Genomic DNA, 14,090 nt, shown 5'->3' on the forward strand with positions numbered 1-14,090 from the left:
CTGATGGCCGAACAGTTCGTCGGCTCCGGCTGGTCGTTCCCCCTGCGCATCGGACCCACCGGCGGCATCGCCCTGGTCAGCGGCGAACGGGAGATCGAGGAGGCCATGCAGCTGGTCCTGGCCACCGCCCCCGGCGAGCGGCCGATGCGGCCCGAGTTCGGCTGCGCCATCCACGACCTCGTCTTCGCCCCGGTCAACGAGCAGACCGCCGGGCGCATCCAGCACGAGGTGTACACCAGCCTGGACCGCTGGGAGCCGCGCATCGAGGTCCACGAGGTCGAGGTCAGCGCCGGTGACGACCAGAGCGTCCTCTACATCGACGTGCGCTACTCGATCCGCGGCACCAACAACCCGCGCAGCCTGGTCTTCCCGTTCTACGTCATCCCCTCCCACGACGAGCCGGACCTCCCCGACGGTCCGGCCGGCCCCGCGGGCCCGACGGGCTCTCCCGAAAGCGATCGCTGATGTCCCTGCCCTCCCCCAACCTCGACGACCGCCGCTTCCAGCAGTTCGTCGACGACGCCAAGCGCTACATCCAGCAGCGCGCCCCGGAGTGGACCGACCACAACGTCTCCGACCCCGGCGTCACCCTCGTCGAGACGGTCGCCCACATGGCCGACCAGATCGTCTACCGCCTCAACCGGGTCCCGGAGAAGAACCACCTCGCCTTCCTCGACCTGGTCGGCATCACGCTCTTCCCGCCGTCCGCCGCCCGTACGGACGTCACCTTCTGGCTGTCCGCCCCGCAGGAGGACGCGATCCTGGTCCCGGTCGGCACCGAGGTCGCCACCCTGCGCACCGAGCGGGACGAGGCCGTCGTGTTCGCCACCGAACACGACCTGACCGTCGTACCGTGCGAACTCGGCCGCCTGGTGGTACAGCACAGCGGCGAAGCCGTCACCGACCGGACCACGGACCTGGCCGAGGGCAAGGACCTGCTGTGCTTCTCGGAGGCCCCGGCCCCCGGCGACTGCATGCTCATCGGCCTCACCAACGCCACCCCGCACTGCGCGCTCGCCCTGGAACTCGACAGCCGCGTCGACGGTGTCGGCGTCGACCCCCGGCAGCCGCCCCTGGCCTGGGAGGCCTGGACCGAGGACGGCTGGCAGCCCTGCGAGGTCGACCGGGACGGCACCGGTGGCCTCAACCGCCCCGGCGACATCGTGCTGCACGTCCCCGGCGGCCACGTCCTGTCCCGCAACGGCGGCCACGAGGCCGGCTGGATCCGCTGCCGGGTCACCGACCCCCTGCCCGGCCAGCCGTTCTACACGACCTCGCCGACCATCCACTCCGCCGAGGCGTACACCATCGGCGGCACCACCGGCACCGTCCACGCCGAGACCGTCCACGACGAGGCGCTCGGCGAGTCCACCGGCCTGCCCGGCCAGCGCCTGCGGCTCGAACACGCCCCCGTCGTCGCCGACGACCCGCCCGTCCTCCTGCAGACCGCCGCCGACGGCGGCTGGCAGGACTGGCACGTCGTCCCGCACTTCGCGGGCTCCGGTCCCGACGACCACCACATCACCCTCGACGCCGCCACCGGCCAGATCGCCTTCGGCCCCGCCGTCCGCGAACCCGACGGCAGCCTGCGCCAGTACGGCACCGTCGCCCCCAAGGGCGCCGTCATCCGCGCCCGCCGCTACCGCACCGGCGGGGGCAAGGCGGGCAACGTGGCCCGCGGTGCCGTACAGGTGCTGCGCACCTCCATCCCGTACGTCTCCGAGGTCGTCAACCGCGAGGCCGCCCGCGGCGGCGTCGACGGCGAGACGGTCGAGGAGGCCAAGCTCCGGGCGCCGATCACCCTGCGCGCCCAGGAACGCGCCGTCACCCTGCGCGACTACGAGGAACTCGCCCGCCGCGCCGCCCCGGAGACCGCCCGCATCACCTGCCTGGAGGGCGAGGAGAGCGAGCACGGTTCCTACGCGGTCCGCGTCCTGGTGGTCCCGCAGGCCGTCCCCGACCCCGGCGGCCGGCTCCGCTTCGAGCAACTCGTGCCCGGTGACGCGCTCCTGGGCCGCATCACCCGCCACCTCGACGAACGCCGCCTGATCGGCACCCGCCTCGCCGTCGGCCCGCCCTACTACCAGGGCGTCACCGTCGTCGCCACCGTCCACGCCTTCCGCGGCGTCGACACCGATCGCGTACGCCGCCAGGTCCACGACGCCCTGTACGGCCACCTCGACCCGCTCACCGGCGGCGCGGACGGCAAGGGCTGGCCCTTCGGCCGCCCCGTGCAGACCGGTGAGGTCTTCGCCGTGCTGCAACGCGTCCCGGGCGTGGAGCTCGTCGACGAGGTCGTCCTGCACCCCGCCGACCCCCTCACCGGCAAGCGCGGCGACCCGACCGACCGCATCGACCTCGAACCGCCGTCCCTGGTCTTCTCCTTCGACCACCGCGTCCGAGTGATCGGAGACGGCGCGTGACGACCACGGCGTACCGGGGCTCCGTCGACGGGCTCGGCTCCTCCCTCCCCATCAGCACGATGCTCCCGGCCGTCTTCGCCGACGACGACCTCGCCCAGCGCTTCGTCGGCGGCCTGGACGACGTCCTCGCCCCCATCCTGAACGTCCTGGACTGCCTGGACACCTACTTCGACCCGGCCCTCACCCCGGCCGACTTCGCCCAGTGGCTCGGCACCTGGGTCGGGGCCGAGACCGACGGCACCGAACCCGAGGACCGGCTGCGCGCCGCCGTCGCCGCCGCCACCCGCCTGCACCGCGTACGCGGCACCCGGCGGGGCCTGTCGGAGGCGGTGCGGCTGGCGTTCGGCGTCGAGCCCGAGATCACCGAGAGCGGCGGCGCCGAATGGAACGCCCGCCCGCTGGGCCCGTTCCCCGGCACCCTGCGCCCCCGTCTGCACGTCGCCCTCCGGCTGCCCGACCCGTCCCCGGCCGACACCCATCGCCTGGACACCCTCGTCGCCGCCGCCCGTCCCGCCCACATGCCCTACACGGTCGAAGTGACCGCCTCCGAAAGGACCCCGGAGAGATGACCACGCAGAACTGCGCCGAGTGCGGAACCCGCGCGGAACCGGGCCAGTCCTTCTGCGACGCGTGCGGCGCCGTACTCCGCTGGGACCAGGCCGGCACCCGCACCGCGCAGCCCACAGCCTCCTCGCCCGACCAGGGCCCCGGCTGGGACGCGTTCTCCCGCCAAGGCCCCGGCGGTACGGGGGTGCCCCCCGCCCGGCACGGCCGCGCGACGCCCGCCACCGGCGGACCGGACGACGACGACACCGAGGAGACCCCGGCCGTACCCCGCCCGCGCCACCCGGCGGGCGCTTCCGGGCCCGGCGCCCCGGGGATGAACGACGCCGCGCACCGCGATGCCCACGGGGCGCCGGACGCGGCCGGTGACACCGGTACCGCCGAGGCCGGGAGCGCGGCCGGCACCGAGGGCACCGCCCGTGCCGGCAGCGCGGCCGGAGCCGCAGGTGCGGCAGGTGCGGCCGGTGCGGCAGGAGCGGCAGGAGCGGCAGGAGCGGCAGGAGCCGCGCGGGCGGCAGGTACCGCGCGTACAGCGGATGGCGCCGCTTCCGCGAGGTCCGCCGCGGCCTCCGGCACCACCGCTCCTCCCAGCGGCACAGGAGAGACGGAGCCGACGGGCACCACCGCCGGCGCGGACACCGCCGGAGACTCCCGCACCCCCGCGAACGGAGGCACCGCCGGAGGCCCCCGCACCCCCGCGAACGGAGGCACCGCCGGAGGCTCCCGCGCTCCCGGCGTGGACGAGACCGCCCCCACCACGCCGATGGCGTCCGCCCCGGCCCCGAACGCCCTCACCGACACGATGTCCGACCGCGCCCGCTCCCTCCTCGTCCCCGTCGCCGAACCGGAGGCCCCCACTCCGGCTCCGCCTCCCGCCGTCGCACCGGTCCTGCCCGGCCGCCCCGACGCCGACCGGCCGCAGGTGCGCGCCCCCGGCCACCAGCCGGACATCGCCAACGGCCCGCCCTGCCCGTGGTGCTCGACCCCCAACCGCCCCGACCGGCACTACTGCGCGCGCTGTGCGATGCCCCTGGCCGGCACCGGTGACGGCCCCGCCCCGTCCGCCCCCTGGTGGCGCCGGCTCTTCGGCGGCCGGCGCCGCGAGACCCCCTGGGCCGGCGACCGCCCCCGCCTGCGCCGCGTCTTCGACCGCATCGGCACCTGGATCACCGTGCTCGTCGTCATCACCCTCGCGGTCCTCGGCTTCGTCTACATCCCCGACGGGATCCAGGCCACCCGCGACCACTTCGCCAAGCGCGCCCCGGTCTCCCCGGACCGGATCACGGCCTCGCGCTCCTTCACCGGTCACAAGCCGGAGTTCCTCATCGACAAGCGCAGCAACACCTGGTGGGGCCCGGGCATCTCGCAGTCCGGCCAGGGCCAGTGGATCGAGGTCAGCTTCACCGAGCCGACCCGGCTGCTGGACCTGATCATCACCCCGGGCACCTCCACCAAGGCGGACCAGCTCAACAAGTCGGCCCTGCCGCACCGTGTGAAGGCGACGATCACGACGAAGGACGGCAGGACCGAGACCCGCGACCTGACCCTGGACCAGGGCGCCGGCGGCCAGCGACGCCCCTTCCGCGTCGGCGAGGTCACCAAGGTCCGCTTCACCATCGAGTCGGCCCACGCGGCCGCCGCGGACAAGCAGGTGGCCATCGCGGAGATCGAGTTCTTCGGCCCGTCCAGCGCCAACCGCGCCTGAGTCATCGCGGGGCCCCCGCCCGGCACGCGGGCGGGGGCCGCCTCCGCCGAATGGACGCCGTGCCGTGCGGCCCGGCCCGGCCCGCCAGAGCCTGGGCCCATGCCCACAGCACGAGTGATATCCACCGCCGTCCTGCTGTCCACCGCCACCCTGCTCTCCTGCTCCCTGACGGCCTGCGCGCCGCCGGCGCGGGACGGCGCCCGGGGCGGTGACGGCGGCACCGCCCCCGACGCACAAAGCGACAGCCGCTTGCGGGCGCAGACCCTGGACTGGCGGGACTGTCCCGCTCCCGCCCCCATCCAGGGGGGCGGTGAGGCCCCCGCGCCGCTCCCGGACGGCACCCGCTGGCAGTGCACCACCATGAGGGCGCCCCTGGACTGGAAGCGGCCCACCGCAGAGACGGTGGGCATCCAACTGATCCGGGCCCGCTCCCGTGCCGACGCGGACGACCGGATCGGCTCCCTGCTCTTCAACTTCGGCGGCCCGGGCGCCTCCGGCGTCACCACCCTGCCCGGCCTCGCCCCCGACTACGAGAAGCTCCGCTCCCGCTACGACCTGGTGAGCTTCGACCCGCGCGGCGTCGGCAACAGCCGCGGCGTGCGCTGCCTGGACCCCGACGCGGCCGACGCGGCCGAGGACGAGACCGACGAGACCCCGGACGACGACGGCGACGAGACCGAGGCGCTGGTCGAGCTCACCCGGCAGCTGGCCGCGGCGTGCGAGAAGAACTCCGGCGACGTCCTCCCGTACGTCGGCACCACCGAGGCCGCCCGCGACCTGGACCTGATGCGGCACCTCCTCGGCGACGAGAAACTCCACTACTTCGGGATCTCGTACGGCACCCAACTCGGCGGCGTGTACGCGCACCTGTTCCCGGAGAACGTCGGCCGGGCCGTCCTGGACGGCGTCGTCGACCCCACCCAGGACATGATGGAGGAAGCCCTCGGCCAGGCCGCCGGGTTCCAGCTCGCCTTCGAGCACTTCGCCGAATGGTGCGTCGAGCAGCGCTGCACGCTGGGCGAGGACGTCGAGTCGATCGTGGCGGCCGCCGTGGACCTCGAGGCGGACCTCGACGAGGCACCGCTGCCCACCTCGGACGGGGCCGAACTCGACGGCGACGAACTCATCGAAGCCATCACCGGCTCGCTCTACAGCCAGACCTTCTGGCCCGCGCTCCTGGTGGGCCTGGAGGCGGTGACCGGCGGTGACGGCGACGTCCTGGCGGACCTGGCGGAGGCGCTCGGACAGCACGGCACCGGTGGCGACAGCGACGACGGCACCGAGGACGACACCACCGACGAGAGCAACGCGAACGACGCCTTCAGAGCCATCACCTGCGACGACTCCCGCGCCCGCTACACCGTGACCGACGTCGAGCGGAAGATGCCCGAGTTCCTCGAGGCATCGCCCCTGTTCGGGCCGGGCCTGGCGTGGAGCACCCTCGCCTGCACCGGCTGGCCGGTGCCGGGAGAGGCCGAGCACCCCGAGGTGAGCGCACCGGACGCGCCCCCGATCCTGCTGGTCGGCAACACCGGCGACCCCGCCACCCCCTACCAGGGTGCCGCCCGGATGGCCGAGCGGCTCGGCGAGGGCGTGGGCTTCGAACTCACCTACCGGGGCGAGGGCCACGGCGCCTTCGACACCGGCAACCCCTGTGTGCGCGGCGCCGTCCACGCGTATCTGCTCGACGGCAAGCTCCCGGAGACCGGAGCGGTGTGCGAGCCGGAACCGGTGCCGGAAGGCAAGTAGCACCTGCGGACACGCACCTCCGGACACGAGTGAGGCCCTGCCGTCCACCGGACGGCAGGGCCTCACTCTCGCTGCCGAGCCCCCTGTCGGATTCGAACCGACGACCTTCGCTTTACAAGAGCGGCGCTCTGACCAGCTGAGCTAAGGAGGCACTCGCGCGACGGCGCGCGCGAAGGCTGCTCCACTCTACACAGAGCCGGTGAACGACGGGATTCGAAAATTTCGGCGAAGTTCACAGGCTCACAGGTACTGACAGACCAGGTGAACGCCAGGTACCGTCCTGCCCAGCTTCACCTGTGTGGACTACACCACACCACCTTCCTACAACGGATCGTCCGGCACGTTCCTGCCGGTAGAAGGGGGCCCATTCACCATGGCCACTGTTACGTTCGACAAGGCGACCCGCGTCTACCCGGGTTCCACGAAGCCCGCCGTCGACGGTCTCGACATCGACATCGAGGACGGCGAGTTCCTCGTCCTCGTCGGCCCCTCCGGCTGTGGCAAGTCCACCTCGCTCCGCATGCTCGCGGGGCTCGAGGACGTGAACGGCGGTGCCATCCGCATCGGCGACCGCGACGTCACGCACCTGCCGCCGAAGGACCGGGACATCGCCATGGTGTTCCAGAACTACGCGCTGTACCCGCACATGACGGTCGCCGACAACATGGGCTTCGCACTCAAGATCGCCGGCGTCAACAAGGCGGAGATCCGGCAGAAGGTCGAGGAGGCCGCGAAGATCCTCGACCTCTCCGAGTACCTGGACCGCAAGCCGAAGGCCCTCTCCGGCGGTCAGCGCCAGCGTGTGGCGATGGGCCGCGCGATCGTGCGTGAGCCGCAGGTCTTCCTCATGGACGAGCCGCTGTCCAACCTCGACGCCAAGCTCCGCGTCTCCACCCGCACGCAGATCGCCTCGCTCCAGCGCCGCCTGGGCATCACCACCGTCTACGTCACCCACGACCAGGTCGAGGCCATGACGATGGGCGACCGCGTGGCGGTCCTGAAGGACGGTCTGCTCCAGCAGGTCGACAGCCCGCGCAACATGTACGACAAGCCCGCCAACCTCTTCGTCGCCGGCTTCATCGGCTCCCCGGCCATGAACCTGATCGAGGTCCCGATCACCGACGGCGGCGTGAAGTTCGGCAACAGCGTCGTCCCGGTCAGCCGCGAGGCCCTGGCGGCCGCCTCCGACAAGGGCGACCGCACGGTCACCGTCGGCGTCCGCCCGGAGCACTTCGACGTGGTGGAGCTGAACGGCGGCGTGTCCAAGGCCCTGACGAAGGACGCCGAGGACGCCCCGGCGGGCATGGCGGTCTCCGTGAACGTCGTGGAGGAGACCGGCGCCGACGGCTACATCTACGGCACGGTCGAGGTCGACGGCGAGAGCAAGGACCTCGTGGTCCGCGTCAGCAGCCGCGCGGTGCCGGAGAAGGGCTCGACCGTGCACGTCGTGCCGCGCCCGGGCGAGGCCCACGTCTTCTCGTCCTCCACGGGCGAGCGCCTCACCGACTGAGGACCCGCACGCCGGGAAACCGGGCGCTGGGAAACCACGCGGCCGGGTGAATTCTCCCGCGTTGACGAGAAAAGCCCCGCGGCCTGCTGCGGGGCTCTTTTCGTTGTCGACAAATACCCCGGCACAACGGACGTTTCGAGCAGTGCGCGTCAACGCTCTACCCATTTCCCTCCCTCTCTTCATCCCCCATACGGGTGACTAAATGTCGCCAAATCATTACCGGGCGCTACCCTCACTCGCGTGAAGCACTCCGTGAAGCACTCCACCACCCGACAGACGCGACGCGGCCGGGGCCCCGCCCGCCGGATCGGCCGCTCTCTCGCCTTCGTCCTGCCCGTCGTCCTGGTGCTCTCCGGGACCCTCGCCGTCACCCGGGTCAACTGGTCAGGGGATCCGGCCGATTCGGTGCTCGCCGCGTCGGAGGCCTCCTCCGTCAAGGCCTCCTCCGCCAAGGCCTCCTCCAAGGCCGCCGCCCGCGCGCCGCACGAGGTGCTGCGCGACCGGCTGCTGACCGAGTTGCAGGAGGAGGACCCGGGCGTGGCCCTGACCCACCTCCAGCAGGCCGTGAACGAGCGGCCGTCGCTGGCCGGGCACTGCGCTTCCATCGCCCGTGCCCTCGGCCGGGCCGCGGTCAGGGTGTACGGCCCGACGCGCGCCCAGTCGTACGCACGCCCCGTCTGCGACACCGCCTTCGCCTCGGGCGTGCTGGCCGCGCACGGCTGAGGACCCCGCGGAGCCCGGTGGGACCGCCGCGTACAGTTCGGGCATGACCGATCCGAACGCCGCGTCCCGCCGCCCCGTTCAAGCCGTCGTCCTGGCCGGCGGACAGGGTTCCCGGCTGCGTCCCTACACCGACGACCGGCCCAAGCCGATGGTCGAGATCCCCGGCACGGGGACTCCGATCATCGGCCACCAGCTCGCCTGGCTCGCCGAGGAGGGCGTGACGGACGTCGTGGTCTCCTGCGGCCATCTGGCCGAGGTGCTGCAGAAGTGGCTGGAGACCGCCGACCTGCCGCTCTCCGTCACCACCGTCGTCGAGACGGAGCCCCTCGGCCGCGGCGGCGGCCTCCGGTACGCCGCCGCGCACCTCCCGCACCCGGACCGGCCCTGGTACGCCACCAACGGCGACATCTGGACCCGCTTCTCGCTGCGCGACATGGCCGACTTCCACGCCGAGCGGGACGCCGTCGCGACCCTCGCCCTGGCCCGCCCGCGGCTGCCGTGGGGCGCCGTGCAGACGGACGGCTTCGGGCACATCACCGACTTCATCGAGGCACCGCCGTCGACCTTCGAGATCAACGCCGGTGTGTACGTCTTCTCGCCCGCCTTCGCCGCGATGCTCCCGGAGCGCGGTGACCACGAGCGGACGACGTTCCCGAGGCTGGCCCGGGAGCGCCGGCTGGCCGGTTTCCCGATCCCGCAGGGCTCCTACTGGCGCGCGATCGACACCGCGAAGGACCTGACGGAGGCGGCACGGGAGCTGGCGGCCCTGCGCGGCCGCTGAACCCCCGGGCACACCGATACGCCGCAGGGGCCCCGCACGTCGTCCGTGCGGGGCCCCTGCGGCGTACGTACGGCCGCGTGGGCCGCCTGGGTGGCGGTCTACCCCAGCAGCCCGCCCACGAGGCGGCTGCCCGGCTCTCCGGTCGAGGAGGAGCCGCCGTCGCCGCCGTCGCCGCCGCTTCCGGTGCCGCCGGTCGAGCCGCTGCCGCCGCCGGTCGCGGTGCCGCCTGCGGTGGGCCCGGCCGTGGTGCTCGGCGCCTGGCCGGCCGGGGAGGACTGCTGCGGCGGGGCCTGGCCCGTGGTGCCCCGGGTCTGGCTCGGGGCACCGCCGGTGGCGGTGCCGCTGTCGCGGGTCGCGCCCGGGGTGGTCGCGGCCTCCTCGGAGGGGGTGGCCGCGCCACTGGTGGCGCCCTGGGTGGGTGAGGCGGAGGCCTCCGGAGACGTCTCCGGCTTCCGGGTGCCGGGCTCCTGCGGGAGCGGGGAGCCGGGCAGTTCGTTGCGCGGGGCCTCGCCGGGCCCGGGGACGACCACGCGGTCGGCGTCCCGGACGGCACCGCCGAGCAGCGAGCCGATGAGCAGGGTGACGCCGGTGACGAGGAAGGTGACGAGGGCGCCGCGGCGCAGGACGTAGCGGCGCAGGTCCCAGATGTCGGCGCGGGGGCCGAGCCGCCGCCAGGCACTGCCGGCGAGCCGGCCGTCCACGGAGTAGACGGGGGCACCGGCGATGATCAACGGGGACCAGGCGGCGAGGTAGATGATGTCGGGCGCGTCGTAGACCGGGACGCTCTTCCAGCTGACGGTGACGAGGAGCGCGGCGGACAGGCCCGCCCCGATGACGGCGCCGACACGCTGCCAGCAGCCCAGGACGGTCAGCACGCCCACGATCACCTGGAGGAAGGCGATGACGAGCCCGGCGCCGACGGGATGGGCGAGGGCGAACTGACGCAGCGGCTCGGCGACGTCCCACGGGTGCAGGGTGTTGAGCCACTTGACCATGGAGCCGCGTTCGCCGCCGTCGAAGTAGACGGGGTCGCACAGCTTGCCCATGCCGGCGTAGACGGAGATGAAGCCGAGGAAGACGCGCAGCGGCAGCAGTACGACGCCGAGGTTCATGCGGCGGCCGGGGAAGTAGGCGTGCCGCGCCGGATCGTCGGCGTGCCGCCTGGTGCGCGGCTCGGCCGGCTCCATGCCGTCGTCGTAGCCGTCGGGACCGGGTCCGGAACCGAAGTCCTCGCCGGTGTAGGCGGGTTCGTCGTAGGTGCTGCCGACGCTGCGCATGGCGGGCAGCAGCCGGGTGCCGTCGGGGACCGGGCCGCGCTGCGCGCCGACGAGCGGGGTCTCGAGGGTCTGGGTGGCGGGCCCGTCGTCGTAGCCGTCGTAGCCGTCGTAGCCGTCGTGGCCCGGGGCGCCCGCGCCGATGTCGACGCGGGGGATGACCTGGGTGGCTCCGGCGTCGGCGAGGGCGTCCACGGCCGGGTCCTCGGTGTGGTGACCGGCTCCGGCCCGTACCGCCTGGAGCAACCGGTGTGCGCCGGTGTCGTCCGGGTCGGACCGCCCGCTCCACACGAGGGCGCGACGGCGGGCGGCGGCCGGGGCGGCGGGGCCCGCGACGGGCATACGGGCGGTGTCCTGGGTGGCGCTCAAGTGCCGCGCGATCCGCGGGGATTGGGTCCGCCGCGCGGAGGCACCGAGCTGCACGCGGAAACTCGCGTGATTGACGATGACCTGGGCCGGATCGCTCGGCACCTTCACCATGCTCAGCGCGGGAGCGTCGTCGATACCCGACGAGCGGTCCCCCGTGGGTGTGCGGGGTGTTCTGGTGTCCACACTCATCTAACCGAGTGATGTGTCGTTAGGACACTGCCTTGACCGCCCGGATCTGTCCGGACCGCGTCAAGCTTGTCCGGACCGCCCAGAACACCCCGTATGGGGGACCGAGTCGAACACTCGCTCCCCCTTCGGCCTCACGCCGCCGGCCTCCGGCCGGCGGCCGCCGCGTCCCGTATCCGCGTCAGCTCCGCCGACGCGCCGCCTCGTACAGCACGATCCCCGCCGCCACACCGGCGTTCAGGGACTCCGCGCCACCGGGCATCGGAATCCGTACCCGGAAGTCGCAGGTCTCGCCGACCAGCCGCGACAGTCCCTTGCCCTCGCTGCCGACCACGACGGCCACCGGGCCGTCGAGCGCCTCCAGCTCGCCGAGTTCGACCTCGCCGTCGGCGGCGAGACCCACGACCGTGATACCGGCCTTCTGGTAGGACTCCAGCGCCCGCGTCAGGTTGGTGGCGCGCGCCACCGGAGTACGGGCGGCCGTACCGGCGGACGTCTTCCACGCGCCCGCCGTCATGCCGGCCGCGCGCCGCTCGGGCACGACGACGCCGTGGCCGCCGAAGGCGGTGACGGAGCGGACGACGGCACCGAGGTTGCGCGGGTCGGTCACGCCGTCGAGGGCGACGATCAGCGGGTCCGCGCCCTCGTCGTGGGCGGCGGCGACCAGGTCCTCGGGGTGCGCGTACTCGTACGGCGGCACCTGGAGGACGAGCCCCTGGTGGTTGAGCCCGTTGGTCATCCGGTCCAGCTCGGGGCGCGGCGCCTCCATGAGGTTGATCCCGCCGCGCTCGGCGGCGAGCTGGAGGGCCTCGCGCACCCGCTCGTCGTTGTCGATGAACTGCTGGACGTAGAGCGTCGAGGCGGGCACGCCCTCGCGCAGGGCCTCGTAGACGGGGTTGCGGCCGACGACCAGCTCGGACGTCGACCGCCCGCCGCCGCGCCGCTGCTGGGTGCGTCCCGTGGCGCGGCGCGCCTTGGCGTTGGCGACACGCTGCTTGGCGTGCCCCTTGCGCATCTCGGCGGGAGGCGTCGGCCCCTTGCCTTCCAGGCCCCGGCGTCGCTTGCCGCCGCTGCCGACCTGCGCGCCCTTCTTGCCGGACATGCGGCGGTTGTTCGCGGCCATGAGTTACCTGTCTCCGCTCTCTACGGGAGTGTGCGTGATGCTTGCTTCTTATGCAGTGTGCCGCCCGGGAGGCCGGGCGGCACAATCGATCTACGGAAACCCGCGCAACCAACGGGCCCGGACTTCGGTGGCCCGGGCGCGGTTCAGCGGGAGCCGAGGCTCCAGCGGGGCCCCTGCGGGCTGTCCTCGATGACCAGTCCGGACCGTCCGAGCTGGTCGCGGATGGCGTCCGCGGTGGACCAGTCCTTACGCGCCCGAGCGGCCTCGCGCTGGTCGAGGACCAGGCGTACGAGGCTGTCGACGACGTGCCTGAGGTCCTCGCCCTGCTCCTGTTCCCCGGCCCAGTGCGGGGCCAGCGGGTCGAGGCCGAGCACACCGAGCATCGCACGGACCTCGGCGAGGCGGGCGACCGCGGCCTCCTTGTCGTCGGCGGCCAGCGCGCTGTTGCCCTGCCGGACGGTGGTGTGCACGATGGCCAGCGCCTGTGGCACGCCCAGATCGTCGTCCATCGCCTCGGCGAAGGCGGACGGCACCTCGGCGGCGGGCTCGACGGCCTGGCCGGCCAGCTCGGTGACGCGCTGCACGAAGCCCTCGATGCGCGCGTACGCCGACTCGGCCTCGCGCAGGGACTCCTCGCTGTACTCGATGGTGGAGCGGTAGTGCGGGGTGCCCAGGTAGTACCGCAGCACGACCGGCCGCCACTGCTTGACCATCTCGCTCACGAGCACGCTGTTGCCGAGCGACTTCGACATCTTCTCGCCGCTCATGGTGACCCAGGCGTTGTGCACCCAGTACCGGGCGAAGGCGTCGCCGAAGCCCTCGGCCTGGGCGATCTCGTTCTCGTGGTGCGGGAAGATCAGGTCGATCCCGCCCCCGTGGATGTCGAACTCGCTGCCCAGGTACTTGTGCGCCATGGCGGAGCACTCCAGGTGCCACCCGGGCCGCCCCCGCCCCCACGGCGTCTCCCAGCTCGGCTCGCCGGGCTTGGCCGCCTTCCACATGGCGAAGTCCCGCGGGTCCCGCTTGCCGCTCTCGCCCTCACCCGAGGGCTGGCGCAGCTCGTCGAGGTCCTGGTTGGACAGCGACAGGTACCCGGGAAGGGACCGTACGTCGAAGTAGACGTTGCCCTCGGCCTCGTAGGCGTGCCCGCGCTCGATGAGGCCGCGCATCATCTCGACCATCTCGGTGATGTGGCCGGTGGCACGGGGCTCGTACGTCGGCGGCAGGCAGCCGAGGGCGTCGTAGGCGTCGTTGAACGCCCGCTCGTTCTCGTACCCGATGGACCACCAGGGGCGGTTCTGCTGCTCCGCCTTCTTGATGATCTTGTCGTCGATGTCGGTGACGTTGCGGATGAACGTGACGTCGTAGCCGCGGTAGGCGAACCAGCGGCGCATGATGTCGAAGTTCAGCCCCGACCGGATGTGCCCGATGTGCGGGGCGGCCTGCACGGTGGCACCGCACAGGTAGATCGAGACGCAGCCCGGCGTGAGGGGGGCGAAGTCACGGATCTGCCGGGCGCTGGTGTCGTACAGGCGAATAGTCACGACTCCAGGGTAGTAGGCGTCGGGCAGTGCCACGGGCCCACGGGCCCGCCTGCTGCCGCGCCTTGCCCGGCCGAGTCGGGCGGGGTGCGTCCCGGGCCGTGACCCGGGGCCCGGGGCCCGGCACACGCTCCGCCCCGCT

Annotated in this window: 11 protein-coding genes and 1 tRNA gene; 8 read left to right on the forward strand and 4 right to left on the reverse strand. The window is 73.1% G+C overall.

Translation table 11 applies throughout. The features are described from left to right. The first annotated feature begins 3 nt into the window (after positions 1–3). The 5 genes from ACZ4V1_RS16005 (at position 4) to ACZ4V1_RS16025 (ending at position 6,441) form a co-directional block, all read left to right on the forward strand. A complete protein-coding gene (locus tag ACZ4V1_RS16005; protein ID WP_468335380.1) occupies positions 4–465 on the forward strand; it encodes a GPW/gp25 family protein in 462 nt (153 codons plus the stop codon). Beyond that, on the forward strand, positions 465–2,423 hold the full coding sequence (locus tag ACZ4V1_RS16010; RefSeq protein WP_468335383.1) for a putative baseplate assembly protein: 1,959 nt from the start codon (positions 465–467) through the stop codon (positions 2,421–2,423). The genes ACZ4V1_RS16005 and ACZ4V1_RS16010 overlap by 1 nt, the downstream gene beginning before the upstream one ends. A gap of 59 nt (positions 2,424–2,482) precedes the next feature. Continuing rightward, on the forward strand, positions 2,483–2,992 hold the full coding sequence (locus ACZ4V1_RS16015) for a phage tail protein (protein ID WP_468335709.1): 510 nt from the start codon (positions 2,483–2,485) through the stop codon (positions 2,990–2,992). Beyond that, the gene (locus ACZ4V1_RS16020; protein ID WP_468335386.1) at positions 2,989–4,692 is read left to right on the forward strand and encodes an NADase-type glycan-binding domain-containing protein; all 1,704 of its coding nucleotides are present in this window, start codon (positions 2,989–2,991) and stop codon (positions 4,690–4,692) included. The genes ACZ4V1_RS16015 and ACZ4V1_RS16020 overlap by 4 nt, the downstream gene beginning before the upstream one ends. A 99-nt stretch (positions 4,693–4,791) precedes the next feature. Continuing rightward, on the forward strand, positions 4,792–6,441 hold the full coding sequence (locus tag ACZ4V1_RS16025; protein WP_468335389.1) for an alpha/beta hydrolase: 1,650 nt from the start codon (positions 4,792–4,794) through the stop codon (positions 6,439–6,441). 77 nt (positions 6,442–6,518) lie between these two features. Here ACZ4V1_RS16025 and ACZ4V1_RS16030 read toward each other — a convergent pair. Then, a tRNA-Thr gene (locus ACZ4V1_RS16030) sits at positions 6,519–6,592 on the reverse strand. A gap of 222 nt (positions 6,593–6,814) precedes the next feature. On the opposite strand from ACZ4V1_RS16030, the gene msiK reads away from it, so the two are divergent. From msiK to ACZ4V1_RS16045, 3 genes are all read left to right on the forward strand, one after another. Continuing rightward, on the forward strand, positions 6,815–7,951 hold the full coding sequence (gene msiK / locus ACZ4V1_RS16035) for a diacetylchitobiose ABC transporter ATP-binding protein MsiK (protein ID WP_468335392.1): 1,137 nt from the start codon (positions 6,815–6,817) through the stop codon (positions 7,949–7,951). Between the two features lie 252 nt (positions 7,952–8,203). Beyond that, the gene (locus ACZ4V1_RS16040) at positions 8,204–8,674 is read left to right on the forward strand and encodes a hypothetical protein (protein ID WP_468335712.1); all 471 of its coding nucleotides are present in this window, start codon (positions 8,204–8,206) and stop codon (positions 8,672–8,674) included. A gap of 43 nt (positions 8,675–8,717) precedes the next feature. Further along, entirely contained in the window at positions 8,718–9,455 is a 738-nt protein-coding gene (locus tag ACZ4V1_RS16045) for a nucleotidyltransferase family protein (protein WP_468335395.1), read from the forward strand. 98 nt (positions 9,456–9,553) lie between these two features. Here the strand turns inward: ACZ4V1_RS16045 and ACZ4V1_RS16050 are convergent, their stop codons facing one another. The 3 genes from ACZ4V1_RS16050 to cysS all read right to left on the reverse strand — a co-directional run bounded on the left by ACZ4V1_RS16050 (position 9,554) and on the right by cysS (position 13,951). Continuing rightward, positions 9,554–11,287 (reverse strand): DoxX family protein, encoded by a 1,734-nt coding sequence (locus ACZ4V1_RS16050; RefSeq protein ID WP_468335398.1) that lies wholly within the window; start codon positions 11,285–11,287, stop codon positions 9,554–9,556. Positions 11,288–11,465: 178 nt separating this feature from the next. Next, a complete protein-coding gene (gene rlmB, locus ACZ4V1_RS16055; protein ID WP_468335401.1) occupies positions 11,466–12,407 on the reverse strand; it encodes a 23S rRNA (guanosine(2251)-2'-O)-methyltransferase RlmB in 942 nt (313 codons plus the stop codon). A gap of 143 nt (positions 12,408–12,550) precedes the next feature. Then, the gene (cysS, locus tag ACZ4V1_RS16060) at positions 12,551–13,951 is read right to left on the reverse strand and encodes a cysteine--tRNA ligase (protein WP_468335404.1); all 1,401 of its coding nucleotides are present in this window, start codon (positions 13,949–13,951) and stop codon (positions 12,551–12,553) included. Positions 13,952–14,090 lie beyond the last annotated feature (139 nt).

The sequence above is a fragment of the Streptomyces sp. NPDC028991 genome (genome assembly GCF_055564775.1).

Bases quoted from the DNA above. Each gene is read 5' to 3' on its own strand.
- rlmB (WP_468335401.1), bottom strand. From the start codon at position 12,407: ATGGCCGCGAACAACCGCCGCATGTCCGGCAAGAAGGGCGCGCAGGTC.
- ACZ4V1_RS16005 (WP_468335380.1), top strand. From the start codon at position 4: ATGGCCGAACAGTTCGTCGGCTCCGGCTGGTCGTTCCCCCTGCGCATC.
- ACZ4V1_RS16010 (WP_468335383.1), top strand. From the start codon at position 465: ATGTCCCTGCCCTCCCCCAACCTCGACGACCGCCGCTTCCAGCAGTTC.
- ACZ4V1_RS16020 (WP_468335386.1), top strand. From the start codon at position 2,989: ATGACCACGCAGAACTGCGCCGAGTGCGGAACCCGCGCGGAACCGGGC.
- msiK (WP_468335392.1), top strand. From the start codon at position 6,815: ATGGCCACTGTTACGTTCGACAAGGCGACCCGCGTCTACCCGGGTTCC.
- ACZ4V1_RS16045 (WP_468335395.1), top strand. From the start codon at position 8,718: ATGACCGATCCGAACGCCGCGTCCCGCCGCCCCGTTCAAGCCGTCGTC.
- ACZ4V1_RS16050 (WP_468335398.1), bottom strand. From the start codon at position 11,287: ATGAGTGTGGACACCAGAACACCCCGCACACCCACGGGGGACCGCTCG.
- ACZ4V1_RS16025 (WP_468335389.1), top strand. From the start codon at position 4,792: ATGCCCACAGCACGAGTGATATCCACCGCCGTCCTGCTGTCCACCGCC.
- ACZ4V1_RS16015 (WP_468335709.1), top strand. From the start codon at position 2,483: ATGCTCCCGGCCGTCTTCGCCGACGACGACCTCGCCCAGCGCTTCGTC.